The organism is Devosia sp., from assembly GCF_965229025.1.
In the GTDB taxonomy this organism is placed as follows: domain Bacteria; phylum Pseudomonadota; class Alphaproteobacteria; order Rhizobiales; family Devosiaceae; genus Devosia_A.
Genome location: NZ_OZ245853.1, coordinates 612554 through 637960 on the forward strand (window position 1 = coordinate 612554; position 25407 = coordinate 637960).

The window sequence follows — 25407 nt, forward strand, 5'->3', positions numbered from 1 at the left end:
GCGCCTAATGCCACGCGGGGCGCGGCAATAAAATGACCTATTTTCGGGTTAGGACGATTCAATGGCTACGAAGTTGTTTCGGGCTAGGAAGGTGTTTCGGGTTACCACGATGTTTCGGGATGGATGCGGCGCATGGCGATGAGTGGCTGGCAGCGGATCCGCACAACCGTTCACCTGTTTGCTGCTGGCTTGAAGCGGCGGATGGTAATCGGCTCGCGGCTGGTACTGATCGACGGCGACCGCGTGCTGCTACTTCGCCATACCTACATGCCGGGCTGGCACTTCCCCGGTGGTGGCGTGGAGCCTGGCGAGACGGCCGCTGAAGGTGCGTTTCGCGAGGGTGTGGAAGAGACTGGCCTCGCGGCACAGGCGCCGCTGACACTGTTGGGTTTCTATCTGAAGGAAAACGAGGCCACCAACCGCGACTATGTGGCGGTGTATGTGAGCCGGTCGCATCGACGGGAGCGCGAATTCAAGCCTGGGGGAGAGATTGCCGAGATAGGCTGGTTCCCGATGGCGTCCTTGCCAGACGGAATCGATCCGGGGACGGCGCGGCGTATTGCCGAGATATCGGGCGAAGTGGTTGCAACTGACCGATGGTGAGAAACCCTGCGGCTATTCGTGATGTTGAAGGACTTGAAAATTGATGCGCAACGCATGATTTTTCGTGGCGCAGGGTGCCCTGTGGTGCTAATGCGCTTTCAGACGTCAGGAGGCGTCCAGGATGGAGAAGGCTTTTCAGGTGACCCGACGACCGTAATCGGTCGGCATCCGGCCTCGTTGGGCTGGTTACTTGTCCTTGTCTCCATCTTCAGGACCGTCACATGAACGCGCCTTACGCCTCCCTCGCTGTCGAAGCCGAGCCTCCGCAACCTCTTGTGCCCACAGTTCGCACCGCTACCCCGAACGATGACCAATTCGTTGAAGACCTGCAGGCACTCGCCTTTGGGCCGGGGCGTTTTGCGCGGACGGCGTTTCGGGTGCGTGAGCGGTTTCCGATCGACAAGTCGTTGAGCCTTATTGCCGAAGTGAACGGTGTGCCGTGCGGTTCGGTCTGGATGACGCCGATCAGCGTGGGTGGCGTCGATGGCTATTTGCTTGGACCGCTCGCTACGCATCCGGATTTCCGCAAGCGGGGCGCCGGCAAGCTGCTGGCCGAAGAAGTGAGCCGCATCGCCCTTGAGCGCGGCGCTGGCAGTTTTGTGTTGCTGGTCGGCGACCGCGACTATTATTGCCCGCTTGGGTGGGAGCCGACGCAGTTGGGCGCGATCCAGTTTCCGGGGCCGGTCGATCCGAGCCGGGTGCTGGTCTATTCGCCCGACACAACAATGGCAGCGCGGCTGGCTGGCCCCATCAAGGCGTTCGGCGCGAAGAAGCGCTCCTAGCCGTCAGCGGCTTATGCATTTGCTGCAGTTCTGACATGACCTTGCTGGAAAAGTCTGCGACTTTTCCAGCCTTGGCTGCTGTGGAGACGGTGCTTGGTCGTTGATGGCTTGATCGAGAGAATTGCGGGGCGGTTACTGCCCGAACCCGAGACGCTCGATCTGGGGGGCGAGATGCTGCCCGACTGGATGCCGGATATCCCGCATGGACGGCCACCGGTGGAGGCTGCGGTTCTGATCGCGCTGGTGAAGCGCGAAAACGAGATATCGATCCTCTACACCGAGCGGTCGCCTGCGTTGCGATCGCACTCGGGGCAAATTGCGTTTCCCGGTGGCAAGGTCGACCCGACTGATACCGATGCGGCGGACGCGGCGCTGCGCGAGGCCAATGAGGAGGTGGGGCTGGACCGGGCCGATGCCAGAGTGCTCGGCTTCATGCCATTGTATTACACGGGCACCAACTACCTGATTACACCAGTGGTGGCGGTGGTCGAGCCGAGGGCGCCGTTCATTCCCAATCCCGGGGAAGTGCGCTCGGTGTTCGAGGTGCCACTCGACTACCTGATGAGCCCGCAGAACTTTTCGACCTTGCGCCTCCAGCGAGGGGATCGAGAGCACACTACCTGGCAAATCGAGCATAGCGGGCTTGTCATCTGGGGGATTACAGCGAACCTTACACGTCGTTTCCACGATCTGGCGCTGGCCGGGGAGAGCCGTTGAGCAAGACCGATGATATCCACGACCGACTGAGGCGCGCCGAGTGGCTGATGCGTCCAGAGACGCAGCGCATTCTAGCGATGCTGGACGGTGCCGCCGGCAGGACGCGGGCTGTGGGTGGAATTGTGCGCGATACAGTTCTGGGCCTGCCAACGGGGTCGACCGATATCGATCTCGCCACGGAGTTGCTGCCTGAGGAGGTTTCGGCGCGGGCGGCGAAAGCGGGCGTAGCGGTTTATCCGACCGGGATCGAGCATGGCACGGTGACGCTCAAGCTCGAGGCGCTGGTGGCCGAAGTCACCACGTTGCGCGAAGATGTCGAGACGAACGGGCGCCATGCGGTGGTGCGGTTCGGGGCAGACTGGGTGCGCGATGCGGAGCGGCGCGACTTCACACTCAATGCGCTCTACGCCCGCATGGATGGAAGCCTTTTCGACCCGCTGGGTGGGCTCGAAGACTGTCTGGGCGGGAAGGTTCGGTTCATCGGGCGACCGGAAAAGCGGATCGCCGAGGATAGGCTGCGGGTCTACCGGTTCTTCAGGTTTTCAGCGAGCCATGGCGGCGAGGTGCTGGATCGGGATGGCTTGGCTGCGTGCCAGGCGGCGGCAGGGACGCTCGGCCAACTGGCGGCGGAGCGCGTTGGTGGCGAGGTGCGCCGAATGCTGGAACTGCCGAAGGTTGCAAACACGCTGAAAGCAATGCTTGAGGCCGATATCCTGCCGGTGCCGGCGGCACTTGTCGGGCTGCTGTACAGCTACGAGCGTCGTGTGCAGCGGCCGCAATATGTGGCTCGTCTTGCGCTGTTGCGGTCCGGGATGAGCGGCGATGAGCTTCGCGCGCTGTGGCGGCTCTCAAATGACGAGTTGCGCGGAGCGGATGCGGTCCTCGCGGTGGCGGGGCTGCTGCGCGCCTACAAGTTGCATGAAGCGGCTTATCGCCACCCGGCGGCTCTTGGTGATGGGGTCGAGGTGGCTGCAGTTCTGGCAAATTGGGGCGAGGCCGGCAAACTCGCGGTGCGGGAGCAGTTGCAGGATATCGATGTGCCGCGCTTTCCTATCGGTGGAGCAGACCTGCTTGAACTGGGGATGTCCCCAGGCCGTCCGCTGGGGCTGGAAATTGAGCGGTTAGAACACTTGTGGGTCGGAAGTGGTTTCTCGCTCAGCGGCCCCGATCTTTTGTCGTTGGCGCGGACTGAACTTCAGTCGAAGTGAATATAGCCGTGAGGGGCTCGGGTCCCACAGGCGGCTTAACTTCGACTTAACGCGGCCACGCCAATGTAGATCGCTGTGGTGCAAAGTGATTTTTCAATGACAGAGCCGAAGGCATCGAAGGATGTGGCCGCTCAGCGTGAACTGGCGATCGCTTGCGACGCGGAGTTTCAGCGTGGTGCGGAAGTCATTGCGCGCGAGCTGTCTATCCCGCTGTTGAAGTTGAGCGAGCTGACCAAGGGCAGCCTGGCGGCTCGGAGCGAGGTTGTAGTCAAGGCAAACCTCAGGAACATCGCGAGCGTCGAAGCGCTGCGAAACGCCTTTGGTGGCGTACGAGGACAGCAGAAACGCTATTTCGTCGTGGAAGATGGGGGCGATCTCCGGCTCTGGCGAATCCAGGCCGACGCGCTGGGTGCTTCGCACCACATACCGCGCAAAAATGCGCTCTATCATCTGCGCCGCATGGTCAGTCTGGGTGGAGCCACGCAACTGACTGACAAGCAGGAAGCGGCTCTCAGGGCCGCCAAGGGCGGAGAGTCGATCCTCAACGCCGGTAGATCGCTGGCGCGACTGTTCGATGGGATGATGGCGGATCGCCCGATTTCCATGGCGGGGGTTTCAACAGCGAGCGCTGACGTTTTGCGCAGCGTCAAAGGTGTTGGAGCCGAGCAGTGGCTGACGACCGTTCGGCACCACCATGAGGGGACCTTCCAGCATTGCCTGCTGGTGACCGGCATCGCCGCCAGCTACGCCCGTCACGTCAACCTCAAAGAAGCAGCGGCGGTGACTCTGACCAATGCTGCGATGCTACATGACATTGGCAAGTCCACAGTTCCGCTGCATGTGCTGGACAAGCCAGGCAAGCTGACGAACGAGGAGTTCGAACTCGTCAAGAAACACCCCGCGGCCGGATATGACTATTTGCTGAAGCAACGAGACACGCCTGCGGCGGTGCTGGACGCCGTTCGACATCACCATGAAGCGCTGGATGGCAGCGGGTATCCGGACGGTCTTCGTGCCTCCGAGATCACCGCGCTGACCCGGATCCTCACGGTTTGCGACATCATGGCCGCGTTGGTCGAGCACCGGTCCTACAAGGAAGACAAGACCCCGGCCCAGGCCATTTCGATCCTCGTCGACATGGCGATCCGCAGCAAGGTCGACTACGACGTGGTGCGTAACATGGCTGGCTGCTTCTCGACGACGCTGCCCAAGACTCTCGAAGAGGTGGTGGCAGGGGTCAGTGGCGGGCGGGCTTCGGCCGCCTAGAAGGAATCTCGACGCGTCTTAAGGCCACTTCACCTCGGGAGGCATGGAGGAGAGGATTGAGTTGACGTTGCCACCGGTCTTGAGGCCGAACGTCGTGCCGCGATCGTAGAGCAGGTTGAACTCGACATAGCGGCCGCGGCGGATGAGTTGCTCCTCGCGATCGGCGTCGGTCCACGGCGTTTCGAAATTGCAGCGGACGAGGGCAGGATAGATGTCGAGGAAGGCGCGGCCGACGTCCTGGGTGAAGGCAAAGTCGGCTGCCCAATCACCGGAATTGTGGTGGTCGTAAAAGATGCCGCCTATGCCGCGTGGCTCCTTGCGGTGGGGCAGGTAGAAGTACTCGTCGCACCAGGTCTTGTAGCGCAGGTAGTCGACGCCATGTGCTTCGCAGGCAGCGCGCATGGAGGCATGGAAGGCGACGCTGTCGGGGTCGTCCTGGGTGCGTCGGCGGTCGAGGACGGGCGTCAGGTCGCCACCGCCACCGAACCAGGACTTTGCCGTCACCACCATGCGTGTGTTCATGTGTGCGGCTGGGACGTTGGGGTTCCAGGGGTGGGCGATCAGCGAGATACCAGAGGCCCAGAAGGCCGCGCCTTCCTCAGTGCCGGGCATCTGCTTTGCAAACTCAGGCGAGAAATTGCCGTGCACAGTGGAGATGTGGACGCCGATTTTCTCAAAGACGCGGCCATGCATCACTGACATTTCGCCGCCGCCACCGTCGGGGCGAGACCACGGATCGCGCACGAAGCGACCGGGCTCGCGGTCGGCCCGGGGACCCGTAACCGCATCCTCAATCGCCTCGAAGGCGGCGCAGAACTGGTCGCGCAGATTGCGGAACCAGGCGCTGGCAATCTGCTGTTTTGAGTCAAGGTCGGCGGGCAAAGTCATGTCAGCGCTGCGAATGCCTGGGTTTGGCGGAGGGCTTCCCCTAACACGAGGCTGGCGGCGATGGCCACGTTCAGCGAGCGTAGATTTTGCCGCATCGGGATACGCACCCTGAGGTCAGCGGCGCTGGCGACGTTATCGGGGACGCCGGAGCTTTCGCGGCCAACCATGAGGATGTCGCCGTCACGGTATTCGGTGGCGTAGGCGGAAGTGGCGGCTCGCGTGGTGAGCAGGGCCAGCCGGCGGTTCTGCGATTCGCGCCATTCTGCAAAATGGGCGTAGCTGGGATGTTCGGTGAACTCGGCGGCATCAAGATAGTCGAGCCCAGCACGGCGGAGTTCCTTGGACGAGAAGGTGAAGCCGGTCGGGTGAATGATGTGAACGTGCACTCCCAGACAGGCGCCCAACCGCAGGATGGTGCCAGTGTTCTGGGGGATCTCCGGCTGGAACAAGGCGAGTTCGATGGCGATTTCGAGTTCCCTCCCAAAAGGGCCTGCCTAGCATTGCTATAGTGTCGCAGCGGTGGGAAGTCACCTGTCGCACGGCTGGACAAGCACGGAGGAGAGTGCCAAAAGAACCCCAAAATCACGCGCCGCAAAGGGCGTGCTCCGGCTATGCTGCCTGCCAGCGCCCGGTTGCATGCGGCGCTGATCAGGGCACAACAGACGGAAGCTAACCTTGGCCACGCAAACCACTCCGGCACATCAGGACGCACCCAGTTCGGGGCGGCGCGATTTCCTTTACATCGCGGCAGGCGCCGTCGGCGCTGTCGGCGTCGCAGGGGCCGTTTGGCCGCTGATCAACCAGTTGAATCCAGACGCTTCGGTGCTGGCATTGGCAAGCATCGAGTTCAATCTGGTCGGAATTGAGGAGGGCCAGTCGGTCACCATCAAGTGGCGCGGCCTGCCGGTGTTCGTGCGCCATCGCACCCAGAAGGAAATCGACGAGGCAAAGGCGGTCGCGCTTTCCGATCTCAAGGACCCTGAGACGGACGAGCAGCGCACCAAGTCTGGTCACGAGCAGTGGCTGATCATGATCGCCAACTGCACGCATCTCGGATGCATCCCGGTGGGCGAATCAGGTGAGTACAATGGCTGGTTCTGCCCGTGCCATGGCTCGGTCTACGACACGGCCGGCCGTATCCGCAAAGGCCCGGCGCCGAAGAACCTGGTGCTGCCGCCGTATGATTTCGTTTCCGACACGCTTGTGCAGATCGGCTAAGGGGGACCGCAAATGGCTCACGAATCCAGCTACGTCCCCGGTAACGTCGTCGAGAAGTGGATCGACGATCGCCTGCCGATCATCAGGTTCTCAAAAGAGCACCTGATGGACTACCCGACCCCGAAGAACCTCAACTACTGGTGGACCTTCGGCGGTATTCTTGCAGTTATGCTGGTGATCCAGATCATCACCGGTATCGTGCTTGCGATGCACTACACCCCCAATGTCGGGATGGCGTTCGACTCCGTCGAGCACATCAAGCGCGACGTGAACGGGGGACGAATTCTGCAGGCCGTCCACGCGGTGGGCGCCTCGATGTTCTTTGCGGCGGTCTATATCCACATGTTCCGCGGGCTGTTCTTCGGCTCGTACAAGAAGCCGCGCGAGCTGCTGTGGATCCTCGGCGTGCTGATCTTTGTGCTGATGGTGACGACAGCCTTCATGGGCTACGTTCTGCCGTGGGGCCAGATGAGCTTCTGGGCCGCGACCGTGATCACCAACATCATCGGCGCCATCCCAGTGCTGGGTCAGCCGATCCTCGAACTGCTGCGCGGCGGTTTCGCGGTCGACAATGCGACGCTGAACCGGTTCTTTTCGCTGCACTACCTGCTGCCCTTCGTCATCGCGGCAGTGGTGGCGCTCCACATCTGGGCGCTGCACATTCCCGGCAACAACAACCCGCTTGGCGTTGATGTGAAGTCGAGCCGCGATACCGTGCCGTTCCACCCGTACTACACGATGAAGGATCTCTACGGCATCGTGCTGTTCATGATCCCGTTTGCGTGGTTCGTGTTCTTCATCCCCGATATCCTGGGTCACCCCGACAACTACGTGATGGCGAACAGCCAGGTGACGCCAGCGCATATCGTGCCGGAGTGGTACTTCCTGCCGTTCTACGCGATCCTGCGCGCCATCGATTTCAACATCCTGTTCATCGACAGCAAGCTCGGCGGCGTGATCTTCTTTGCTGGCGCTATCGTGGTGCTGTTCTTCGTGCCGTGGCTGGATACCTCCAAGGTGCGCTCGGGTACGTTCCGCCCGGTGTTCAAGTGGTTCTACTGGCTGTTTGTGATCAACTTCGTCATGCTGGCCTATCTCGGCTCGGCACCGGCGGATGCCAAGGTGATCGGCATTGCGGTGTCGGACTTCTCCAAGCTCTGCACGGCATACTACTTCGTCTACTTTATCGTCATCCTGCCGCTTCTTGGTCGCTTCGAGACGCCCCGGCCCCTGCCGGCGTCGATCTCGGAAGCTGTTCTCAAGACGTCGCCGGCCACGAGCGGGGCTATCCCTGCCGCGGCTGCAAACTCGCACTGATGCCCGGGGCCGCAATGATCAAGACCAAAAGCATTATCGGCGCTCTGGCCATGACCGTCCTGATGGTCGTGGCAGCCGCTCCGGCGTCGGCGCAGGAACATTCCACCCCAGAGATTGCCAAGCAGTCCTGGACGTTCGGTGGGATCTTCGGCACTTACGACAAGAACCAGTTGCAGCGGGGCTTCCAGGTTTTCAAGGAAGTTTGCTCTGCTTGCCACTCGGCTCGGCTGTTGTCCTTCCGTAACCTTCAGGAGCCAGGCGGTCCGGAGTTTTCGGAAGCTCAGGTCAAGGCTCTCGCTGCGACTTATGAAGTGGCAGATGATTCCGTCGACGGCGGGAAGCGCCCTGGCGTTGCCGCTGATCGCTGGCCGGGTACTGGCCAAAGCGACGCCGACCTCAAGGCGTCCTTCGGTCTCGTGCCGCCGGACTTCTCGGTGATCGCCAAGGCGCGCGGCACCACGCAGCCGTTCCCCTGGTGGATCCTCAACTACTTCTCCGCTTATGCGGAAGGTGGCCCGGACTATATTCACGCGCTGCTGACTGGCTATGAAGAGACCATCCCGGAAGGGCTGAAGAACTCGGACGGCACCCCGTTCTCGCTCCCCGAGGGCAAGTACTTCAACGAGTACTTCCCCGGCCACGCGATCGGCATGCCGCCTCCGCTCACCGATGGCGCCGTGACTTATGGCGAAGCCGAAGGTGGCGTGGCCGTTCCGCAGACCGCGGACCAGTATGCTCGTGACGTCTCGGCATTCCTGATGTGGGTGGCGGAGCCGCACCTCGTGGACCGCAAGGAATCTGGTTTCCGTGTCCTGCTGTTCCTCATCGTGTTTGCCGGCATCATGTACATGGTCAAGCGTAAGATCTGGGCGAACGTCGCGCACTGAGTCCAACGCGCGATCAATGAGATTGCAAAGGGCCCCAAGGGGCCCTTTGTCTTTGGCGCCGCAATTTTGCACCAGAAGACTTGTACTGAGGTCTTGAGGGCCAGATATTGGGGCGACGTTCGAGGAACTGATCGATGTCAATCATCCGTATTGCCGTCACCGCCGCGACGATCGCCCGTACCGTGGTGCTGCACCCGGCGTTTCAGGCAGGGCTGGCCCTGGCGCCGGTGCTGCTGACGCCGGAGGTCAAGACCAAGGCGCGGGACGCCGTGCTGGCTGGAGCGCATGGTGCGGGTGTTGTCGCTCGCAGGATCGTGGATAGCGCGCAGCGGCGCTGAGCCTCGCGATAGTTGCCAGGGGCAGCGCCCGCTGCCCGCTTCGCGGCGAGCTGGTGTTGTGCTAGCAACGAGGTCTCGTTCGTTTTCCAAGACCGGTTCCGTCCTATGCTCGACCTCAAATCGCTTGTTCGCGCCATACCCGACTATCCCAAAAAGGGCATCCTGTTTCGGGATATCACCACGCTGATCGAGAATCCCGATGGGTTTCGTGAGAGCGTGGAGCGCATTGCTGCAGCGCATCGCGGGTTGGGAATCACCCATGTCGCTGGGATCGAGGCACGCGGCTTCATCTTCGGGGCAGGGGTGGCGATTGCGCTGGGTGTGGGGTTCGTTCCCGTACGCAAGAAGGGCAAATTGCCAGGCGAGACTATTGGCCAGAACTATGCGCTCGAGTACGGCGTCGACACGATCGAGATCCATGCCGACGTTATCGACAGCCGGCACAAGGTGCTGATGGTGGACGATCTCATCGCCACGGGTGGTACGGCAGTGGCTGCTGTGTCGTTGCTACGGCGTACCGGGGCGCAGGTGGGTCATGCGGGGTTCGTGATCGACCTGTTCGACCTGAGCGGCGCCGAGAAGCTGCGCGCCATGGACGTGAAGGTCTTCAAGCTGATCGACTTCGAGGGGCACTGAGCCGTCTTAGCGCCACACCCCACTCTCGATCAGCGAGGCGTGCAGGTGAGGACGCCTTTTTCGATGGTGTTGAGCACCAGTGTGTCCTTGCCTTCGGCGTCAAAGCTCAGGATACCGTTTATGATGCCGGCGTTGGTCGGCAGGTTCCCGTCAAGGAAGGTGACGCCGTTGCTGGCCATTTCGGCGTTGCCGCTGCCTGAGGCGGCGCTGCCGTAGTTGGCGGAGGCGTAGCCATAGCTGCCGGCATAGATGGTGAGAAGGCCGGCGCGCGTGCCGTCGATGTTCGCGCGGCAGCCCCAGTTGCCTTCTACCCCGGTGCCGGTGAGCGACTGCGCGGCGGTCGGCGCCGCCAATAGCAGGAGGGTGGTGAGGGCTAGGGCAGTGCGCATGGCGTGACTCAGTTCCATTTCCTCAGCAACTTCCCCAATCCGGGGAGCTTGGTCAACGCCATTAGCAGCCGCAGCTGCGCCGGCATCCGGTAGTCGCGGAGCTTCGAAAACCCGACGACCTCGCCGGTATACACCGTTTCGCCGCGCTGGTTCACGCCATCGAGCTGGTTGGTGAGGATGCCCCAGCCGGGAAGGGAGTTGGAGGCACGCTTGGCGCTGACGCGCAGCGTGAAGGTGACAGCATCGCCTGGGCGCACCGGGACGAGGAATGCCATGCGGTTGACGCCAGGGGAGGGACCTGAGACGCCGGGCTGCTGGCCGAGCGCGAGGAGGCGCTGTTCCTCCGCAGCGAGAGCATCGACCATGTGGCGGTGACACACGCTGGCGACATGCCATCCCGACGCCACGAGGCCTCCATGCGGACCATGAGAGCCGCCCGTCTCCATATGCACGGGTTGCGGATCATACGCTCGGGAGAAGGCGATGATTTCGGCTTCGGTGAAGGTGTGGGTTCCGAGGGGGTAGGGCTCGTCGATGGCGATGTCTTCGAACCAGCGGGTCACGGGGCAGTGCTCCCGCCGGGAGTGCGCTCGACGTCGTAGGGCTGCTGTGGCGTGGGGATCGAGCGCGTTTCGACGAGGTTGGTGAGCTTGAGGCGCATGACGGGTTCGTTGCGCTGGTTCACGATCGCCAGCTTAATGGTGACGACGCCACAGGCCGGAGGGGTGGTGGAGATGTCGAGACGTGCCACCGTAGCGGTGCCGGAGATGGTGTCGCCGACAAGAACGGGGCGGGACCACTTGAGATCCCGAACTTCGACGACCCCTACAGCCGCCAGGTTTGTCAGCAGGCCGTCGTGAAGCAGGCGTTGGGAGAGCGCCGCGGTCTGCCAGCCACTGGCGGCGAGGCCACCGAGAAGCGAGGCCTTGGCGGCTGCTTCGTCGAGGTGGAAGGGCAGGGGATCAAACTCGGTGGCGAACGCGAGAATGCTCTCGCGTGTCACGGTGGTTTGTCCAAGTGTGACGGTCTCGCCCACCGTCAGATCTTCGAACGTGCGGCGCGGGGAGGGTGTGAAGGTTGGCATGGGGCTTGATAGCGCGATGCGGCGACGAAGTTAAGGCCGTGGATTTCAGGCCGTGGCGATGATCTCGGCAATTGCGAGGAGGGCTGAGAAAGCTGCGTAGGTCAAGGCGAACACGCCGATCAGCCAGATGGGTAACCGACGGGTCGCATCACGGGCTGTGAGCGCGATCAAGAGCACGAGCACTACGGTGCCCGCAAACAGTGAGAAGGCCACGCCGACCCAGCTCAGAACGGCATTTGCGAGGCCGAGTACGACAGGGGTGAGCGATGCCATGGCCACCGGGACCAGCATATTGATGGCCTTCGGCTCACGCCAGCGGATGACCAAGGCGAGCCCGACAAGGAGGCAGAGCATGCCGAGCGTTGCCAGCAGCGAGACCGGGTGGACGACACCGGTGAACACGCTGATTGAGGCGCTGAGATAGCCCGTAGTAGCAGTCCACCAGGAGGCAAACAGGTTGGTCATTGTGAGCCGCGCGACAATTGGTTGGGAGAGCAAGAAATGAAAAACAATGCTGGGCGAGTAGCCAGCGATGAATTGGATCGCGTTTCGGCTCGGCAGGCGAGCCGACTCAGGTGTTGAACTTGAACAGCATCACGTCACCATCCTTGACGACGTATTCTTTGCCTTCGTCGCGCGCCTTGCCGGCTTCCTTGGCGGCGACTTCGCCGCCGAGGGTGACGAAATCTTCAAAGCCGATGGTCTGGGCGCGGATGAAGCCGCGCTCGAAATCGGTGTGGATGACGCCGGCGGCCTGCGGAGCGCGATCGCCCTTGTGGATGGTCCAGGCGCGCGTCTCTTTCGGGCCGACGGTGAAATAGGTCTGCAGGCCAAGCAGTTGGTAGGCTTCCCTGATCAGACGATTCAACCCCGGCTCATGGAGGCCAAGCGTTTCGAGGAACTCGGACTGCTCGGCATCGGGCAACTGGGCCAGCTGGCTCTCGATTTCGGCGGAGATCACGACGACGGCGGCGTTGTGCTGCTTGGCGTAATCTTCGACCAGCTTGGTCATGGCATTGCCGGTGGCGGCAGAGCCTTCATCGACGTTGCAGACATAGAGGGCGGGCTTGGCGGTGAGCAACTGCAACTCGCCGAAAGCCTTCTCCTCATCGGCGGAGCGGACCACGAGGCGGGCCGATTTGCCGTCGCGCAGGAGAACCAGCGCACGGTCGATCAACTCGAGGACGAGCTTTGCATCCTTGTCGCCGCCCTTGGCTTTTTTTTCGACGCCGTTGCGGCGCTTTTCTAGGCTTTCGAGATCGGCCAGCATCAGCTCGGTCTCGACGACTTCGGCGTCGGCGAGGGGATCGACCTTGTTGTTGACGTGAATGACGTTGGGATCCTCAAAGCAGCGGATCACATAGGCAATGGCGTCGCACTCGCGGATGTTGGCAAGGAACTGGTTGCCGAGGCCTTCGCCCTTGCTGGCGCCTTTGACGAGGCCGGCGATATCCACAAAGCTCATCTTGGCAGGCAGGATATTGATCGACTTGCCGATGGCGGCGAGCTTGGCTAGCCGGGCGTCGGGCACGGCGACTTCGCCCACGTTGGGCTCAATGGTGCAGAACGGGAAGTTCGCAGCCTGCGCGGCAGCGGTGCGGGTGAGCGCGTTGAAGAGAGTCGACTTGCCGACGTTGGGCAGGCCGACAATGCCCATTTTCAGGCCCATGACAGTCTCCGGAATATGTTGGCCCTCACATCGTGCGGTGGGGCGCCTAAGTCAATCGTTTCGTGCAGACGAGGTGCCAGAAATGCTGATGTCGAGGCTTCTGGCAGGCCCGAGCTATTCTTTGCCGAAGAGCTTTTTCAGCATGTCGGCCATTGGGCCGGTCTCTGGCGGCTTTGCCTGCGGTGTAGTGTCCCGTGCAGCGCGGATGTGGCTCTGCGCCTTGGGGCGGGTCGGGTCGGCGGTTGGCGGGCGCTGGGGACGGGCGGCGCCATCGCCCTGAACGGCGAGTGCCAGCTTGTTCATCAGCCCGTTGTCGTCGTTGCTGAGGATCATCCCGGCGTTGTCGGCCAGAGCGTCGAGGAGCGGGCCAAGCCAGACCTGATCGGCCTTCGAGAAATCGCCCAGCACCCAGGGCATCACGGCATCCTTGTGACCGGGGTGGCCGATGCCGAGCCGGATGCGGCGATAGGCGGTGCCGATCTGCGGATCGATGGAGCGCAGGCCATTGTGGCCGCCATTGCCACCGCCGACCTTGATGCGCGACTTGCCGGGGGCGAGATCGAGCTCGTCGTAGATGACGGTGATGTCCGAGGGGCCGAGCTTATAGAAGCTCGCGACCTTCTGGACGCTGTCGCCTGACGAATTCATGAAGGTCTGAGGCTTTAGGATCAGGGCCCTTTCGCCACCAATGGTGCCTTCGGAGATCAGGCCCTGGTACTTTTCGCGGTAGCCGGGGAAACCGTGGCGACTGGCGATTGCATCGACTGCGAGGAAGCCGATGTTGTGCCGGTTGTTGCGGTATTTGTCCCCGGGATTGCCGAGGCCGACGATAAGATGCATCGGGCAGTCTCCGAAACGAACGAGGCGACCCGGGGGTCGCCTCGCAGCATAGATGATCGATCGGCGTCGAACGAGTGCTTAGGCCTTGGCGGCCGGAGCAGCCGCTGCGGGAGCGGTTTCGGCGGGGCCGGTGTCTTCTTCAGACTTGAGGCCTGCCGGCGACACGATCGAAGCGATGGTTACATCGCTTTCGTGGCTGTGATCGGAGACGCCTGCGGGCAGGGTGATCGCCGAGATATGGATGATGTCGCCGATATCGAGGCCGGCGAGATCAACGATGATCTCCTCGGGGATATTGTCGGCGTCAACCGTCAGATCGAGCGTGTGGTGAACGATGTTGAGCACGCCACCGCGCTTGATGCCCGGGGACTGGTCGTCGTTGACGAACTTCACATGCACCTGGACATTGAGCTTGGTGCCCTTGCCGACGCGCAGGAAATCGACGTGCAGCGCCTTGTCCTTGACGACATCGAGCTGGTAGTCGCGCGGAATGACGCGGTGCATTTCGCCATCAACGTCGAGGGTGATGATGTGCGAGAGAAAGCCGCCAGCGTAGATGCGCTTCATGGCTTCGTTGTAGGAAATGCTGATCGGAAGCGGGGACTTCTTGTCACCGTAGATGACGGCAGGAATGAGCCCCTCACGACGCAGTGCACGAGCGGCCCCCTTGCCCACCCCGCTCCGCGCCTGAGCCTTGAGCTCTTTAGCAACAGTAGCCATTGAATGTTCCATTCATGGGTTGGTGTGAACCATGCGTCTCGCAAAGCTCACGCACCCGTCCTCCAGGGGTGACGGGTACTTCATGGCGCGTGGCTATAGAGGAAAGGGCGGGGACGGGCAAGGGGAGGCTATTCGATGGTGATCGTCTGTCCCGGTGCCAAGGTGATGGTGGTGTCCTTGTCGTCATCCTCGGTGAGCTTGTCGAGCTTTGCGTCCAAACTCGCCCCAACGTACTCCTGTGGCGATAATCCGAGCAACGGCGACACCGCAGGTCTGGTGCGCTCGAAAGCCACGACGATGGTGTTTTCGAGGGTGTTGCTGACTTTACTCGCCGAGACAGATGCATTGACGTAAGTGCTCTCGAAAGACAGGCCGCCATCTACAGCCCGCGTGACCGTGAACTTGATCGTCATGCTGGTCTTGTCGAGGGAGATGGTTCCTGCACCGCCCGTGTCGGCTGCAATTGCCATTTGCCGAAGGGTGTTCCCGAGGCCAAGGCTCTTGCCGGATTTCGAGATCGCGGGGCAGCGCTCCAGCGTCTTGGCACCCGTTGGCGTTGCAGGATCCAGATCGGCCATGACGATCTGATCGCGAACCTGCAACTCTTGGCTGCCGGTGTTGTTGAAGGTGGCTGAGCCGGGCAGAGTCAATTTGGCGGGCGAGACCTTGGGCTTGAAAGTAAGCCCGGGGGTCGACGAGGCGAGATCGGACACTTTCAGGTTGAGTTGAGCGCCGGCCGTCCAGTCCTTGAACAGCCGCGCGGCCGATGCGGTGTCATAGATCGAAGCGAGTTCACAGTGGAGCGTTGTCAAGACTTCGCCCACATTCACCGGGACCGCCGGCAGGCCTTTCGGCATGGAGGAGCACCCGCTCAGCACCAACATTGAAGTCACCACAGTCGCCATCATCCGCATCTTTGCCCCCAATGCTGCGGTTCAGTCGGGGGAGCATGGCGCTATCGGGGGACGGTTTGGAGTCGGGGAAAATCCCGACGTGACAAATGCGTTGAGGGCTAGTGCCGGGTTTGGGGCAGGGCGTGGCGCTGCCGCTGCAGATAGGCCTCTACCGCGGGATCGCTTGAGAGGCCGATGGCGAGTTCGTAGGCTGCGTCGGCTTCTGCTGCACGACCGGCGCGGGCGAGGAGATGGCCGCGAGCGGCCCAGTAGGGCTGGTATTGGGCCAGGCGCTTGTCGTGGGCGATGGCGTCGAGTGCGGCGAGAGCTGCCTCTGGCCCCTTTGTTTCGGCAAGCGCGGTGGCGCGGTTGAGGGCGACGACGGGGGAGCCGGTCAGGACCAGCAGGTGGTCGTAGAGCGCGACGATCGCGGTCCAGTTGTCGAGGTTGAAGCGTCGACGAGCGACGTGGGCGGACTGGATGGCGGCCTCGATCTGATAGCGCCCGCTGGGGCCGCCGGCATTGGCCTCGCTCAGGAGGGTTTCGGCGAGGGTGATCTGGGCGCTGTCCCAGAGGCCGGTGTCCTGGGCTTCAAGCGCGATGTAGGCGCCTTCGGCCGTCCGGCGGGCGGGGCGGCGGGACTCGGCGTAGTACATGAGGGCCAACATGCCCTTGGCTTCGGGCTCATCGGGCAGGAGCGCGACGACGAGGCGGCCGAGCCAGATGGCTTCGGTTGCGAGCTCCGGGGTGCCAGTGTCGCCGATCTCGCCCCAGCCCTTGGAGTAGGCGGCGTAGATGGCCTCAAGTACCGCATCGAGGCGCTCGGGGAGTTCGGTTTTTTCGGGCACGCGGAAGGGGATGCCGGCGTCGCGTATGCGGGTTTTGGCGCGGACGAGGCGTTGGCCCATCGTGGCGGGCGGGATCAGGAAGGCCGACGCGATGTCGATGGCATTGAGGCCGAGGATGGTCTGGAGGATCAGCGGCGCGCGCATACCCTTTTCGATGGCGGGGTGCGCGCAGGCGAACATCAGCGCGAGGCGCCGATCGGGTATGTCTTCGGGGGTGCTCGCGGCAGCTTCGATTTCTTCAGCCATGAGTTGCAGATGCTCCTCGCCGGTGCGGCGCGTCACGCGGCGGCGCAGCGCGTCGGTCTGACGGCGGCGTGCCACGGTGAGCAGCCACGCGTCAGGATTGTCGGGCACGCTCGTCTCGGGCCAGAGCCGCAGCGCGGCCGCGAAGGCTTCGGCGAGGGCATCCTCGGCGCCCGCTACATCACGGGTGCGGGCGGCAAGGAAGGCGACGAGGCGGCCGTAGCTGTTGCGAGCGACCTGTTCTGCAGTGCGGCGCGCCTCGTCGGGAGACAAGAGTTACTTACCCGCCGGTGCGACGGGCCGGATTTCGATGGAGCCGTACTTGGCGCTCGGGCAGCGCCCGGCCCAGGCGATGGCTTCATCGAGATCGGCGGCTTCGACGAAGAAGTAGCCGGCGAACTGCTCCTTGGTTTCGGCATAGGGGCCGTCGAGGACGGCGGTCTTGCCACCGGAGACGCGCACGGTGGTGGCGGCTGAACTGGGTAGAAGGCGTTCGCCGCTCGAGGCGCCGGCCTTGGCGAGCGCGGCGTTGAAAGCGCCGTATTCGGCCCAGAGTTCGGATTGCGGGGCGGCGGCGAGGGCGGCTTCGTCGTGGTGGATGAGCAGCATGTAGCGCATGAAAGGGGTCTCCTTGGTTGGCCGGAACCAGTTGCCCGGCCAACAATGACGTGGGGCGCTTTCCGTTTTCGACTTTTTTTATGCGCCGCGCGTGGGCCAGATCGGGCGGACCTCGACGGTGCCGTATTGGGCAGCTGGGCAGCGGGCGGCCCAGGCGACCGCTTGTTCCATGTCGGGCACGTCGATCATGTAGTAGCCGCCGAACTGTTCCTTGGTTTCGGCGTAGGGGCCGTCGAGGACTTCGGTCTTGCCATCGACGATGCGGACGCTGGCCGCAGTGGTGGTGGGGCGCAGCCGTTCGCCGCCCAGCATGATGCCGGCCTTGGCCATGGCCTCGTTATAGGCGGCGTAGTCCGGGCTCATTCCGGTGTCGCCGACCGGGGTGGCGGCGTTCATCAAGGTTTCGTTGCCGTGGATCAGCAGCATGTAGCGCATGGGGAAGTCCTCTCTTTTGTGCCGGGGCCAATGCTCCCGTGCTGCAATGTCGGGCAGGCGATCGGCATTTCGACTGGAAACGCGATAATTCTCAATAGCCCGCCATCATGGCGCGGACTTCGATCGCGCCCCACTGGGCGGCAGGGCATTTTGCGGCCCAGGCGAGCGCCTCGTCTATGTCGCGGGCTTCGATCATATAAAAGCCGCCGAACTGCTCGCGGGTATCGGCGTAGGGGCCATCATGAACCTGGAGTTCACCTCCTTCGGTGACGAAGACCTTCGCGCCCTCGGGGCGGTAGACCACCTCGCCGCCGGCCATGCGGAGCGTGCGGGCGTCGGAGGTGCGGGCGAGCGGGGAGGTCATGATGAAGGCGCCAGCCTTTTCGAGCGCGGCCTGGTAGGCGCCCATGGTTTCCATGACTTTTGACATCTGCTCGGGTGGAATGGCGAGGCCGACTTTTTCCTCGGCGTAGAGCATCAGCATGTACTTCATCGCAGTGTCCTCGTGGCTGCAGGCAACATAGCCCGTCATGGCAATGTCGGGCGAGGGGGCGCGATTTCGACAGGGATGGTGGGATTTTTGAACCGGCGCGTGGGCGCGCGCCCTCCACCGGCTTTGCCGGTCCCCCTACCCCGTTTATGCGAACAGGGGAGGATCCGAGAGGCCTGTGGTTAGTCGAGTAGGCTAGAGACGCTCTGCTCGCTGGCGGTGCGGGCGATGGCTTCACCGATCAGGGGGGCGATGGAGACGGTGCGGATGTTCTTTGCCGCGCGGGTTGCGTCGGTGGCGGTGATCGAGTCGGTGATCACCAGCTCCTTGAGCTTGCTGGCGGCAATGCGCTCGGCGGCGCCTTCTGAAAGGACGCCATGGGTGATGTAGGCGGAGACCTCGGTGGCGCCGGCCTTCAACAGGGCTTCGGCGGCGTTGACCAGGGTGCCGCCCGAATCGACGATGTCGTCGATGAGCACGCAGGCGTGGCCGGAGACATCGCCGATGATGTTCATGACTTCAGAGACACCGGCGCGCGGACGGCGCTTGTCGACGATGGCGAGATCGGCGCCGATGCGCTGCGCGGTGGCACGGGCGCGGGCCACGCCGCCGACATCGGGGGAGACGATCATCAGCTTGCTGGTGTCGTAGTGCTTCTGGATGTCGCGGACCATGACGGGCGCGCCATAGAGATTATCGGTCGGGATATCGAAGAAGCCCTGGATCTGAGCGGCGTGGAGATCGAGCGTGACGACGCGGTTGACGCCGGCTTCGGTGATCAGGTTGGCGACCAGCTTGGCCGAGATCGGGGTGCGTGACGCCGATTTGCGGTCCTGCCTGGCGTAGCCGAAATAGGGGAGAACGGCGGTGATGCGGCGGGCGGAGGAGCGGCGGAGCGCATCGGTGAGGATGAGCAGCTCCATCAGGTTGTCGTTTACCGGGAACGAAGTCGACTGCAGGATGAAGACATCCTCGCCGCGGACGTTCTCATGGATTTCGACGAAGATTTCCTTATCGGCGAAGCGCTTGACGGTGCAGTCTGTGAGGGGAAGCTCGAGATAACCGGCGACGGCTTCTGCCAGCGCGCGGTTGGAATTGCCGGTGACGAGTTTCACGGGGCGCGCTCCGAGTAGGCCACACAAACTGCGGCAGCTCCAGATGGGCGCTGTGTAACGTTCCGCATCGATTGAGGCAATGCGCCTTGTGGCGGAATCGTGAATGAAAATCGAAGGTCTGGTGTGCGCCGGGCGGGGCTCAGAGGCCGCCGAGGCCAATGATGCTGATCTGGCGTCCGGTTGTGGTGCCATGATGGGTGGCGAAGCGATGGGAGAAGTACTTCTTGGGCTCGGCATAGGTGCAGAGGCCGAGGTCATCGACAATGCCGACGCCGGCGTTCATCAGGTGGTCGAAGACGAAGCCGGGAAGATCGAAATGTTCGCGGGCACCGTCGGGGCGGGTGACGCGATTGGCGGCATCGGGGTGGGCGCGCAACAGGTCGGCGGTGAATTCCGGGCCGACCTCATAATTGGCAGCAGAAATGGTGGGGCCGATGGCGGCGATGATGCGCTCGGGGCGGGCGCCGAGATCGACCATAGCGGCCACCGTGGCTTCAGCGATGCCGCCGGTGGCGCCTTTCCAGCCGGCATGCGCGGCGCCGATGACGCCCGCTTCATGGTCGGCAAAGAGGATCGGGGTGCAATCGGCCGTGAGGATGCCGAGGGCGAGCCCGCGAACATTGGTGACAAAGGCATCGGCTTCGGGACGTTCGCCCGGAGCGGGCTGGCGGGTAACTTCAAGGACGGTGACCGAATGCACCTGCTTCATGGTGACCAGAGCGTCGGGCGAAAAGCCAAGGATACCAGCGGCTTGCGTGCGGTTCTCCGCAACATGATTCAACTGGTCGCCGGAGGATTCAGACACGTTCAGTGAGGAAAAGACCGGGCCCGTCGAGACGCCGCCGCGCCGGCCGAAAAAGCCGTGGCGGACGCCTGACAGGCGTTCGAGGGGGCGGCTGGTTTCGAACGGGATGGTCATTCACGCAAATCCGATGGGTTCGAGTTCACCGCTCGTGGCGGCAAAGACCTTGAACAGGGTGCCCATTTCGCTGACGTCCGTGAGCCGGCGCAGGGCGGCCGCAATGGTATCGACCTGCGCGGGATTGGCTTTGGCTAGAGCCGAGGCGCGCTCGACGATGCCGAGGCGGGCGAGGAAATCGCGCTGGGTGGTGAGGGCGGGTTTGAGGCCGAGACCCGTCGCGACAGTGGCGAGGGCGCCGAAATCGACATGGGCGGAGAGGTCGATCTCGCCAGGCGTTTCCAGGGGATCGGCAAAGGCGTGGCGGCGGATAGCCTGCAGCGTCTCGCCGGCCTGGGTCTCAGCGTAGCCGTAATCGATGGCGAGGAGGCCGCCGCCGAGCTCAGAGATCCGCTTGCCGAGGCGTTGCATGGCATCGGCGCTGGCGAGGCTGACTTCGTAGACGGCACCTTCGGGAGAATCGTGGAGGGCCGGGGGAAGGGCGGCTTCCGGGATCGGGGTGGGGGAGAGGCCGAAGGCGCGCTTGCCATCGCGGAGGCCTATCAGACGTTCGTGCCAGCCGTTCGTGCCCTTGACGAACTGGCGGATGGGCAGGGCGTCGAAGAACTCGTTGGCGACGACAAAGAGCGGGTCTTCGGCGACGGCGTCGATCTCGGTGGCCCAATAGGGATTGAATTGGCCAAGCCGCTCGGCCTGCTGGGCCTTGAGCGCGGGGTTGGTTTCGAAGAGCTGCAGATGCAGCGCGTCGATGAAGCCTTCCGCCTTGGCAGCAACGCGCAGGGCGTCCTGCATGAGGGTGCCACGGCCGGGGCCGAGTTCGAGGAGGGTGAAGCTCTTGGGCTCGCCCAACTGCTGCCAGAGGTTGACGATGTAAAAGCCGATGAACTCGCCGAACATCTGGCTGATCTCCGGCGCGGTGATGAAATCGCCCTTGGCGCCAAGCGGATCGGTGCCGGTGTAGTAGCCGGCGCGCGGATGGGTCAGCGCGAGACCCATATAGGTGGCAAGCGAAATCGGGCCGTTGGCGCGGATCTGCAGGTCGATCAGGTCGCTGAGGGAGGGGGCGTCAGACACGGCTGGTTCTCTCGGCGTAGATGATGAGGGCGATGCCGGCTGCGAGGATGGGGAGGCTCAGCACCATGCCCATGGTGAGCCAGCCGGTGCCAAGGAGGTAGCCGAGCTGGATGTCGGGCAGGCGAAAGAACTCGACGAAGATGCGGGAGAGCGCATAGCCGACGCCGAAGATGCCAGCGACGAGGCCGGGCTTGCGCAGGGCGCTGAAGCGGTGGGTGGCGATGCGGACGATGACAAAGAGCAGGATGCCTTCGAGCGCGGCTTCATAAATCTGGCTGGGGTGGCGCGGCAGGCCATCCGGATCGGTGGGGAAGACGACGCCCCAGGGGAGGGTGGTCGGCGCGCCGTAGAGTTCGGCATTGATGAAATTGGCGATGCGGCCGAGGAACAGGCCGATGGTGCCGATGGCGCCCAAGAGGTCCATCGAGGAGAGGATGCGGCCGCCCTTGAAGCGGGTAAAGAGCCCCATGGCGGCCATGATGCCGACGAGGCCGCCGTGAAAGCTCATGCCGCCATCCCAGACCGCGATGATGTCGGCGGGGTGCGTGGCATAGTAGGGCAGGTTGTAAAACAGCACGTAGCCGACCCGGCCGCCGACGACGATGCCGATCACGGCCCAGAAAGCAAAATCCCAAATGGCGCCGGGCTCAAACGGCGGGCGGTTGTCTTTCCAGAGGCCATGGCGCGCCAACAGGGTTGCGCCATAGGCGGCCCCGAGCAGGACGCCGCCGAGGTAGGCGAGGGCGTACCAGCGGACGACGAACGGGCCGACTTCGAAGGCGATCGGGTTGATGTCGGGAAAGGGCACGCGGCGCTCCACGGAGTGAGGTGAGACCTTTTAGCCTCCGGCGGGCTCTGGTCAAGGCGCTGCCCGGAGCCTAAATATCGGCATAGATGATCGAAACGAGGACGCGATGAGCCAGGGCAACAAGATATTCGACGAACTGGGCAAGCTGATGAACAATGCCGCCGGCGTTGCAGACGGCGTGCGCCGCGAGATCGAGACGGCGGTCAAATCGCAGCTTGAGCGGCTGATTGCCGACATGGATCTGGTCAAGCGCGAGGACTATGACGCGCTGCGCGAACTGGTGCAGGCGCACAGCAGCGAGTTGAAGGCGCTGAAGGCTGAAGTGGCTGAGTTGAAGGGCGGCAAGCCGAAAGCGGCTGCTGCTGCGGCGCCGAAGCCGCGGACGACCTCCGCTCCGGTGGGGGCAAAGGCCAAGCCCAAGGTCAGCAAGCCGCGCGCTACGGCCAAGTGAAGGTCGCGGTCCTCTCTGACGCTCACGGGAACCTGCTGGCGCTCGAGGCGGTGCTCGACGACATCGCCCGTGAGGGTGTCGATGCGACCGTCGCGCTGGGCGATTTCGTCAGCGGGCCGTTCGACCCGGCAGGGGTGGCGGATCGATTCATCGGGTTGGGCCTGCCCTCGGTGCGCGGCAACCACGACCGTTACATCACGGATGGGCGCGAGAAGGACTGGCACATCGATGCGCTGGCCCGGGACACGCTGAACGCCGTACAGCATGCGTGGCTGGCGGCTTTGCCAGCGACTGAAGTGCTGGACGGGCAAATCCTCCTCAGCCACGGCACGCCGCTCGACGACAATACGGGCTGGCTCGATGGGTTTGTTGGCGAAACGGTGACGTTGCTCCCGCCATCGACTATCGAGGGCCACGCCGCGGGGTTCGATTACCCTGTGCTGCTATGCGGGCACACGCACGTGCCGCGCAGCGTGCGGCTCAAGGATGGGCGGCTTGTGGTCAATCCGGGAAGCGTCGGGCTGCCGTTCGAGATCGGCTCGCCGGACGCGAGGTACGCGATTATTGAGAAGCGGGGCGGGCGGTGGAGCACGCAGTTGCGGGCCATTCCATATGATCACGAACTTGCGGCGAAGCAGGCCCGGGACAAGGGCTACGACAACTGGGCCGAAGCGATTTCCGGGGGCTGGATCAGTCCACGCGGTCTCTGAACGCTGGTGCTGCTGATCATGCGACAGTTTCGTCACACGGCGCGGCGCAGCATAGCGCGAGTCGGGCAGCGCCGCCTGTGCCAAAATCTGCCAACAGGGCTGGGGACAGACTCGGCCAGTTAAGGGTCTGTTAACCCTTCCCGCCGGATCATCCACAGAAGAAAGCCTTGGAAGGCTGTGGTGGCCGAATGCCCGGAATCGAAACCCCCGTGTAGTTTGCCCCCATAGGACGATTCGTAGGCTCTTCCGCGTGCGGCCAGTTCTTCGAATACCGCGTAAGTGCCGGGTCTGACCGGCAAGCCTTCAAACGCATCGCCCAATGGGACGCTAAACCAATGCCACTTCTCCTCGAAATCGAACCCGATCGCAGCGTGCATCCGGTGGACATCATCGAGCACATTGCATCTATCAATGACTGGAACTTCGAGCGGCAGGATGCCGACGAGATTTCCATTTCGGTGCGCGGCAACTGGTCCGACTACCATGTGTCGTTCAACTGGATGGAGGACCTTGAGTCGCTCCATATCGCGGCGGCGTTCGATCTCCGCGTGCCGGAAATGCGGCGCGCCGAGGTCAAGCAGCTGATCGCGCTGATCAATGAGCAGCTCTGGATCGGCCATTTCGACATGTGGAATGGCGAAGGCGTGGTGCTGTTCCGCAATTCACATCTCCTGAGCGGAGGGGCCGAGGTGACGCCGCAGCAATGCGAGGCGCTGCTGCGCTCGGCGACGGACAGCTGCGATCTGTACTACCAGGCGTTCCAGTTCGTGATATGGGCTGGAAAGAACGCGGCAGACGCGCTCAGCCAGGTAATGTTCGAGACGGTAGGCGAAGCTTGACACTCAAAGATATCGGCCCCGTCGTTCTGGTCGGGGCCGGCAAGATGGGGCTGGCGTTGGCGCGCGGCTGGATTGCGGGCGGTCTGCCGGCGGACAGGCTGGTGTTGTGTGACCCCATCCCCTCAGATTACGCGCGGGAGTTTGCCGACACCCATGGCGTGCGGCTGCTGAGCAGCCCGCTTGGCGTCTTGACGCATGTGCTCGTCCTGGCGGTCAAGCCGCAGGTGATCTACGACGTGATGGCGGACATCCAGCCCATCGTTGGCGCCTACACGCTGGTGATTTCAATCGCGGCGGGTATTTCGCTCGATGGGATTGCCGCAGCACTGGGGACCAAGCGCGTCATCCGCACCATGCCCAATACGCCGGCGCAGATTGGCCGTGGCATCAGCGGGGCGGTCGGGTTGTCGATCACCGCCGAGGATCGGCAAACAGCCGACTCACTGCTGCAAGCGGCGGGGCAGGTGCTGTGGTTCGAGAACGAAGCCAGCATCGACGGGGTCACGGCAGTATCCGGATCCGGGCCGGCCTATGTGTTTTACATGGTCGAGGCGCTGGCGGCGGCGGCAGAGCGGCAGGGATTTGGCCCCGACCAGGCGATGCAACTGGCACGGGCGACGGTCACGGGCGCAGCGGCATTGATGGACGCTGAGCCTGAGACATCAGCATCGCAATTGCGGATCAATGTGACTTCGCCGAAGGGCACGACGGCCGAGGCATTGGCGGTGCTGATGGCGCCGGATGGGCTCGCGCCGTTGATGGATAAGGCCGTCGAGGCGGCACGACGGCGCTCTGAAGAACTGGGACGCGGCTAGCGACTCGCCGAGGCTCAAAGGCCGACATTTCGTCTCCTTACTTCAGGTCTTCGGTCAGCTTGAGCTGGTCGAGCAGCCCACGGTCTTCCGGTTCCACCATGCCGACGAAGAACTGCAGCACGGTGCGCTTGCCTTCGGCGGGAAGCGCCTGCATGGCGGCGGCGATGCGGCTGGTCTGGGTCGAGGACAGCGTCTCGAACAGCTCGCGGCCCTTGGCGGTGGCATAGAGCAGCCGCTGGCGGCGGTCTGTTTCACCTGTCTTTTGCTCGACATAGCCGTTGTCGACGAGCTGGCGCAGGACGCGCGCGAGGCTCTGCTTGGTGATCTTGAGGATATCGAGCAGATCGGCGACGGGCATGCCGGGGCGCAGGTTGACGAAGTAGAGCACCCGGTGATGGGCGCGGCCAAAGCCCTGCTTTTCAAGCATGTGGTCGGCGTCGCCGACGAAATCGCGATAGGCAAAGAAGAACAGCCCCATCACATCGAGCGGAAGCTCCGGCTGTGTGGCCGGCGCCAAATTTATGTCAGCCTTGTTGACATTTATTTTGCCCGATGGCATTGTCACCTCATCGCAATCGCCTCTTTGC

33 protein-coding genes are annotated in these 25407 nt (G+C 63.1%); 14 read left to right on the forward strand and 19 right to left on the reverse strand.

Annotation, left to right across the window (positions count from 1 at the left end; all coding sequences use genetic code 11):
- Window positions 1-132 precede the first annotated feature (132 nt).
- The 5 genes from ACO06J_RS02930 (at window position 133) to ACO06J_RS02950 (ending at window position 4576) form a co-directional block, all read left to right on the forward strand.
- A complete protein-coding gene (locus tag ACO06J_RS02930; protein WP_421759201.1) occupies window positions 133-603 on the forward strand; it encodes an NUDIX domain-containing protein in 471 nt (156 codons plus the stop codon).
- A gap of 221 nt (window positions 604-824) precedes the next feature.
- The gene (locus ACO06J_RS02935; protein WP_421759202.1) at window positions 825-1385 is read left to right on the forward strand and encodes a GNAT family N-acetyltransferase; all 561 of its coding nucleotides are present in this window, start codon (window positions 825-827) and stop codon (window positions 1383-1385) included.
- Between the two features lie 93 nt (window positions 1386-1478).
- Entirely contained in the window at window positions 1479-2102 is a 624-nt protein-coding gene (locus ACO06J_RS02940; RefSeq protein WP_421759203.1) for a CoA pyrophosphatase, read from the forward strand.
- Window positions 2099-3310, forward strand: coding sequence for a CCA tRNA nucleotidyltransferase (locus tag ACO06J_RS02945; RefSeq protein WP_421759204.1), 1212 nt, complete (start codon window positions 2099-2101; stop codon window positions 3308-3310). Before ACO06J_RS02940 ends, ACO06J_RS02945 begins: the two co-directional genes overlap by 4 nt.
- A 96-nt stretch (window positions 3311-3406) precedes the next feature.
- Entirely contained in the window at window positions 3407-4576 is a 1170-nt protein-coding gene (locus ACO06J_RS02950; RefSeq protein WP_421759205.1) for an HD-GYP domain-containing protein, read from the forward strand.
- Window positions 4577-4594: 18 nt separating this feature from the next.
- Here ACO06J_RS02950 and hemF read toward each other — a convergent pair whose 3' ends face one another.
- Complete coding sequence (gene hemF / locus ACO06J_RS02955; protein WP_421759206.1) at window positions 4595-5464, reverse strand: oxygen-dependent coproporphyrinogen oxidase; 870 nt, start codon at window positions 5462-5464, stop codon at window positions 4595-4597.
- Window positions 5461-5925, reverse strand: a complete 465-nt coding sequence (locus ACO06J_RS02960; protein ID WP_421762438.1) for a tRNA (cytidine(34)-2'-O)-methyltransferase — start codon at window positions 5923-5925, stop codon at window positions 5461-5463. The genes hemF and ACO06J_RS02960 overlap by 4 nt, the downstream gene beginning before the upstream one ends.
- Window positions 5926-6139: 214 nt before the next feature.
- On the opposite strand from ACO06J_RS02960, the gene petA reads away from it, so the two are divergent.
- From petA to ACO06J_RS02985, 5 genes are all read left to right on the forward strand, one after another.
- On the forward strand, window positions 6140-6682 hold the full coding sequence (petA, locus tag ACO06J_RS02965; RefSeq protein ID WP_421759207.1) for a ubiquinol-cytochrome c reductase iron-sulfur subunit: 543 nt from the start codon (window positions 6140-6142) through the stop codon (window positions 6680-6682).
- Window positions 6683-6694: 12 nt separating this feature from the next.
- Window positions 6695-7999 carry a cytochrome b gene (locus ACO06J_RS02970; protein ID WP_421759208.1) on the forward strand — a complete coding sequence of 435 codons (1305 nt, stop codon included), beginning with the start codon at window positions 6695-6697 and terminating at the stop codon, window positions 7997-7999.
- Window positions 8000-8013: 14 nt separating this feature from the next.
- The gene (locus tag ACO06J_RS02975) at window positions 8014-8886 is read left to right on the forward strand and encodes a cytochrome c1 (RefSeq protein WP_421759209.1); all 873 of its coding nucleotides are present in this window, start codon (window positions 8014-8016) and stop codon (window positions 8884-8886) included.
- A 134-nt stretch (window positions 8887-9020) separates the two neighbouring features.
- Window positions 9021-9224, forward strand: coding sequence for a hypothetical protein (locus tag ACO06J_RS02980; RefSeq protein WP_421759210.1), 204 nt, complete (start codon window positions 9021-9023; stop codon window positions 9222-9224).
- A gap of 105 nt (window positions 9225-9329) precedes the next feature.
- Entirely contained in the window at window positions 9330-9860 is a 531-nt protein-coding gene (locus ACO06J_RS02985) for an adenine phosphoribosyltransferase (RefSeq protein WP_421759211.1), read from the forward strand.
- Window positions 9861-9889: 29 nt separating this feature from the next.
- Here the strand turns inward: ACO06J_RS02985 and ACO06J_RS02990 are convergent, their stop codons facing one another.
- From ACO06J_RS02990 to lgt, 16 genes are all read right to left on the reverse strand, one after another.
- The gene (locus ACO06J_RS02990) at window positions 9890-10249 is read right to left on the reverse strand and encodes a hypothetical protein (RefSeq protein ID WP_421759212.1); all 360 of its coding nucleotides are present in this window, start codon (window positions 10247-10249) and stop codon (window positions 9890-9892) included.
- Between the two features lie 8 nt (window positions 10250-10257).
- A complete protein-coding gene (locus ACO06J_RS02995; protein WP_421759213.1) occupies window positions 10258-10812 on the reverse strand; it encodes a MaoC/PaaZ C-terminal domain-containing protein in 555 nt (184 codons plus the stop codon).
- Complete coding sequence (locus ACO06J_RS03000; RefSeq protein WP_421759214.1) at window positions 10809-11333, reverse strand: MaoC family dehydratase; 525 nt, start codon at window positions 11331-11333, stop codon at window positions 10809-10811. The genes ACO06J_RS02995 and ACO06J_RS03000 overlap by 4 nt, the downstream gene beginning before the upstream one ends.
- 45 nt (window positions 11334-11378) lie before the next feature.
- Window positions 11379-11798 carry a hypothetical protein gene (locus tag ACO06J_RS03005; protein ID WP_421759215.1) on the reverse strand — a complete coding sequence of 140 codons (420 nt, stop codon included), beginning with the start codon at window positions 11796-11798 and terminating at the stop codon, window positions 11379-11381.
- A 106-nt stretch (window positions 11799-11904) separates the two neighbouring features.
- Window positions 11905-13002: a redox-regulated ATPase YchF gene (gene ychF, locus ACO06J_RS03010; RefSeq protein ID WP_421759216.1), complete on the reverse strand. Its 1098-nt coding sequence runs from the start codon at window positions 13000-13002 to the stop codon at window positions 11905-11907.
- 114 nt (window positions 13003-13116) lie between these two features.
- Window positions 13117-13842: an aminoacyl-tRNA hydrolase gene (gene pth / locus ACO06J_RS03015; protein ID WP_421759217.1), complete on the reverse strand. Its 726-nt coding sequence runs from the start codon at window positions 13840-13842 to the stop codon at window positions 13117-13119.
- A gap of 78 nt (window positions 13843-13920) precedes the next feature.
- Window positions 13921-14562 (reverse strand): 50S ribosomal protein L25/general stress protein Ctc, encoded by a 642-nt coding sequence (locus ACO06J_RS03020; protein ID WP_421759218.1) that lies wholly within the window; start codon window positions 14560-14562, stop codon window positions 13921-13923.
- A 128-nt stretch (window positions 14563-14690) separates the two neighbouring features.
- Window positions 14691-15419: a hypothetical protein gene (locus ACO06J_RS03025; RefSeq protein ID WP_421759219.1), complete on the reverse strand. Its 729-nt coding sequence runs from the start codon at window positions 15417-15419 to the stop codon at window positions 14691-14693.
- A 155-nt stretch (window positions 15420-15574) separates the two neighbouring features.
- Window positions 15575-16819, reverse strand: a complete 1245-nt coding sequence (locus ACO06J_RS03030; RefSeq protein WP_421759220.1) for an RNA polymerase sigma factor — start codon at window positions 16817-16819, stop codon at window positions 15575-15577.
- A gap of 3 nt (window positions 16820-16822) precedes the next feature.
- Window positions 16823-17164 carry a YciI family protein gene (locus tag ACO06J_RS03035; protein WP_421759221.1) on the reverse strand — a complete coding sequence of 114 codons (342 nt, stop codon included), beginning with the start codon at window positions 17162-17164 and terminating at the stop codon, window positions 16823-16825.
- Window positions 17165-17242: 78 nt separating this feature from the next.
- Entirely contained in the window at window positions 17243-17599 is a 357-nt protein-coding gene (locus ACO06J_RS03040) for a YciI family protein (RefSeq protein ID WP_421759222.1), read from the reverse strand.
- 91 nt (window positions 17600-17690) lie between these two features.
- Window positions 17691-18131: a YciI family protein gene (locus ACO06J_RS03045; RefSeq protein WP_421759223.1), complete on the reverse strand. Its 441-nt coding sequence runs from the start codon at window positions 18129-18131 to the stop codon at window positions 17691-17693.
- A gap of 140 nt (window positions 18132-18271) precedes the next feature.
- Entirely contained in the window at window positions 18272-19204 is a 933-nt protein-coding gene (locus ACO06J_RS03050; RefSeq protein WP_421759224.1) for a ribose-phosphate pyrophosphokinase, read from the reverse strand.
- A 139-nt stretch (window positions 19205-19343) separates the two neighbouring features.
- A complete protein-coding gene (pgeF, locus tag ACO06J_RS03055) occupies window positions 19344-20123 on the reverse strand; it encodes a peptidoglycan editing factor PgeF (RefSeq protein ID WP_421759225.1) in 780 nt (259 codons plus the stop codon).
- The gene (locus tag ACO06J_RS03060) at window positions 20124-21197 is read right to left on the reverse strand and encodes a class I SAM-dependent methyltransferase (RefSeq protein ID WP_421759226.1); all 1074 of its coding nucleotides are present in this window, start codon (window positions 21195-21197) and stop codon (window positions 20124-20126) included.
- A complete protein-coding gene (gene lgt, locus ACO06J_RS03065) occupies window positions 21190-22005 on the reverse strand; it encodes a prolipoprotein diacylglyceryl transferase (protein WP_421759227.1) in 816 nt (271 codons plus the stop codon). Before lgt ends, ACO06J_RS03060 begins: the two co-directional genes overlap by 8 nt.
- A gap of 106 nt (window positions 22006-22111) precedes the next feature.
- Here lgt and ACO06J_RS03070 point away from each other — a divergent pair, with 106 nt between their 5' ends.
- The 4 genes from ACO06J_RS03070 (at window position 22112) to proC (ending at window position 24820) form a co-directional block, all read left to right on the forward strand.
- Window positions 22112-22456, forward strand: a complete 345-nt coding sequence (locus ACO06J_RS03070; RefSeq protein ID WP_421759228.1) for an accessory factor UbiK family protein — start codon at window positions 22112-22114, stop codon at window positions 22454-22456.
- A complete protein-coding gene (locus ACO06J_RS03075) occupies window positions 22453-23166 on the forward strand; it encodes a metallophosphoesterase family protein (protein WP_421759229.1) in 714 nt (237 codons plus the stop codon). Before ACO06J_RS03070 ends, ACO06J_RS03075 begins: the two co-directional genes overlap by 4 nt.
- 335 nt (window positions 23167-23501) lie before the next feature.
- Window positions 23502-24005, forward strand: coding sequence for a YbjN domain-containing protein (locus ACO06J_RS03080; RefSeq protein ID WP_421759230.1), 504 nt, complete (start codon window positions 23502-23504; stop codon window positions 24003-24005).
- Window positions 24002-24820 (forward strand): pyrroline-5-carboxylate reductase, encoded by an 819-nt coding sequence (gene proC, locus ACO06J_RS03085; RefSeq protein ID WP_421759231.1) that lies wholly within the window; start codon window positions 24002-24004, stop codon window positions 24818-24820. The genes ACO06J_RS03080 and proC overlap by 4 nt, the downstream gene beginning before the upstream one ends.
- A 37-nt stretch (window positions 24821-24857) precedes the next feature.
- On the opposite strand, the gene ACO06J_RS03090 is transcribed toward proC, so the two are convergent.
- Window positions 24858-25379, reverse strand: a complete 522-nt coding sequence (locus ACO06J_RS03090; protein ID WP_421759232.1) for a MarR family winged helix-turn-helix transcriptional regulator — start codon at window positions 25377-25379, stop codon at window positions 24858-24860.
- Window positions 25380-25407: the final 28 nt, after the last annotated feature.

Excerpts from the sequence above, each read along its gene's own strand:
- ACO06J_RS02930 (WP_421759201.1), top strand. The coding sequence starts at position 133 with ATGGCGATGAGTGGCTGGCAGCGGATCCGCACAACCGTTCACCTGTTT.
- ACO06J_RS02935 (WP_421759202.1), top strand. The coding sequence starts at position 825 with ATGAACGCGCCTTACGCCTCCCTCGCTGTCGAAGCCGAGCCTCCGCAA.
- ACO06J_RS02950 (WP_421759205.1), top strand. The coding sequence starts at position 3,407 with ATGACAGAGCCGAAGGCATCGAAGGATGTGGCCGCTCAGCGTGAACTG.
- hemF (WP_421759206.1), bottom strand. The coding sequence starts at position 5,464 with ATGACTTTGCCCGCCGACCTTGACTCAAAACAGCAGATTGCCAGCGCC.
- ACO06J_RS02970 (WP_421759208.1), top strand. The coding sequence starts at position 6,695 with ATGGCTCACGAATCCAGCTACGTCCCCGGTAACGTCGTCGAGAAGTGG.
- ACO06J_RS02975 (WP_421759209.1), top strand. The coding sequence starts at position 8,014 with ATGATCAAGACCAAAAGCATTATCGGCGCTCTGGCCATGACCGTCCTG.
- ACO06J_RS02980 (WP_421759210.1), top strand. The coding sequence starts at position 9,021 with ATGTCAATCATCCGTATTGCCGTCACCGCCGCGACGATCGCCCGTACC.
- ACO06J_RS02985 (WP_421759211.1), top strand. The coding sequence starts at position 9,330 with ATGCTCGACCTCAAATCGCTTGTTCGCGCCATACCCGACTATCCCAAA.
- ACO06J_RS02990 (WP_421759212.1), bottom strand. The coding sequence starts at position 10,249 with ATGCGCACTGCCCTAGCCCTCACCACCCTCCTGCTATTGGCGGCGCCG.
- ACO06J_RS03000 (WP_421759214.1), bottom strand. The coding sequence starts at position 11,333 with ATGCCAACCTTCACACCCTCCCCGCGCCGCACGTTCGAAGATCTGACG.
- ACO06J_RS03005 (WP_421759215.1), bottom strand. The coding sequence starts at position 11,798 with ATGACCAACCTGTTTGCCTCCTGGTGGACTGCTACTACGGGCTATCTC.
- ychF (WP_421759216.1), bottom strand. The coding sequence starts at position 13,002 with ATGGGCCTGAAAATGGGCATTGTCGGCCTGCCCAACGTCGGCAAGTCG.
- pth (WP_421759217.1), bottom strand. The coding sequence starts at position 13,842 with ATGCATCTTATCGTCGGCCTCGGCAATCCCGGGGACAAATACCGCAAC.
- ACO06J_RS03020 (WP_421759218.1), bottom strand. The coding sequence starts at position 14,562 with ATGGCTACTGTTGCTAAAGAGCTCAAGGCTCAGGCGCGGAGCGGGGTG.
- ACO06J_RS03025 (WP_421759219.1), bottom strand. The coding sequence starts at position 15,419 with ATGCCGAAAGGCCTGCCGGCGGTCCCGGTGAATGTGGGCGAAGTCTTG.
- ACO06J_RS03035 (WP_421759221.1), bottom strand. The coding sequence starts at position 17,164 with ATGCGCTACATGCTGCTCATCCACCACGACGAAGCCGCCCTCGCCGCC.
- ACO06J_RS03040 (WP_421759222.1), bottom strand. The coding sequence starts at position 17,599 with ATGCGCTACATGCTGCTGATCCACGGCAACGAAACCTTGATGAACGCC.
- ACO06J_RS03045 (WP_421759223.1), bottom strand. The coding sequence starts at position 18,131 with ATGACGGGCTATGTTGCCTGCAGCCACGAGGACACTGCGATGAAGTAC.
- pgeF (WP_421759225.1), bottom strand. The coding sequence starts at position 20,123 with ATGACCATCCCGTTCGAAACCAGCCGCCCCCTCGAACGCCTGTCAGGC.
- ACO06J_RS03070 (WP_421759228.1), top strand. The coding sequence starts at position 22,112 with ATGAGCCAGGGCAACAAGATATTCGACGAACTGGGCAAGCTGATGAAC.
- ACO06J_RS03080 (WP_421759230.1), top strand. The coding sequence starts at position 23,502 with ATGCCACTTCTCCTCGAAATCGAACCCGATCGCAGCGTGCATCCGGTG.
- ACO06J_RS03090 (WP_421759232.1), bottom strand. The coding sequence starts at position 25,379 with ATGCCATCGGGCAAAATAAATGTCAACAAGGCTGACATAAATTTGGCG.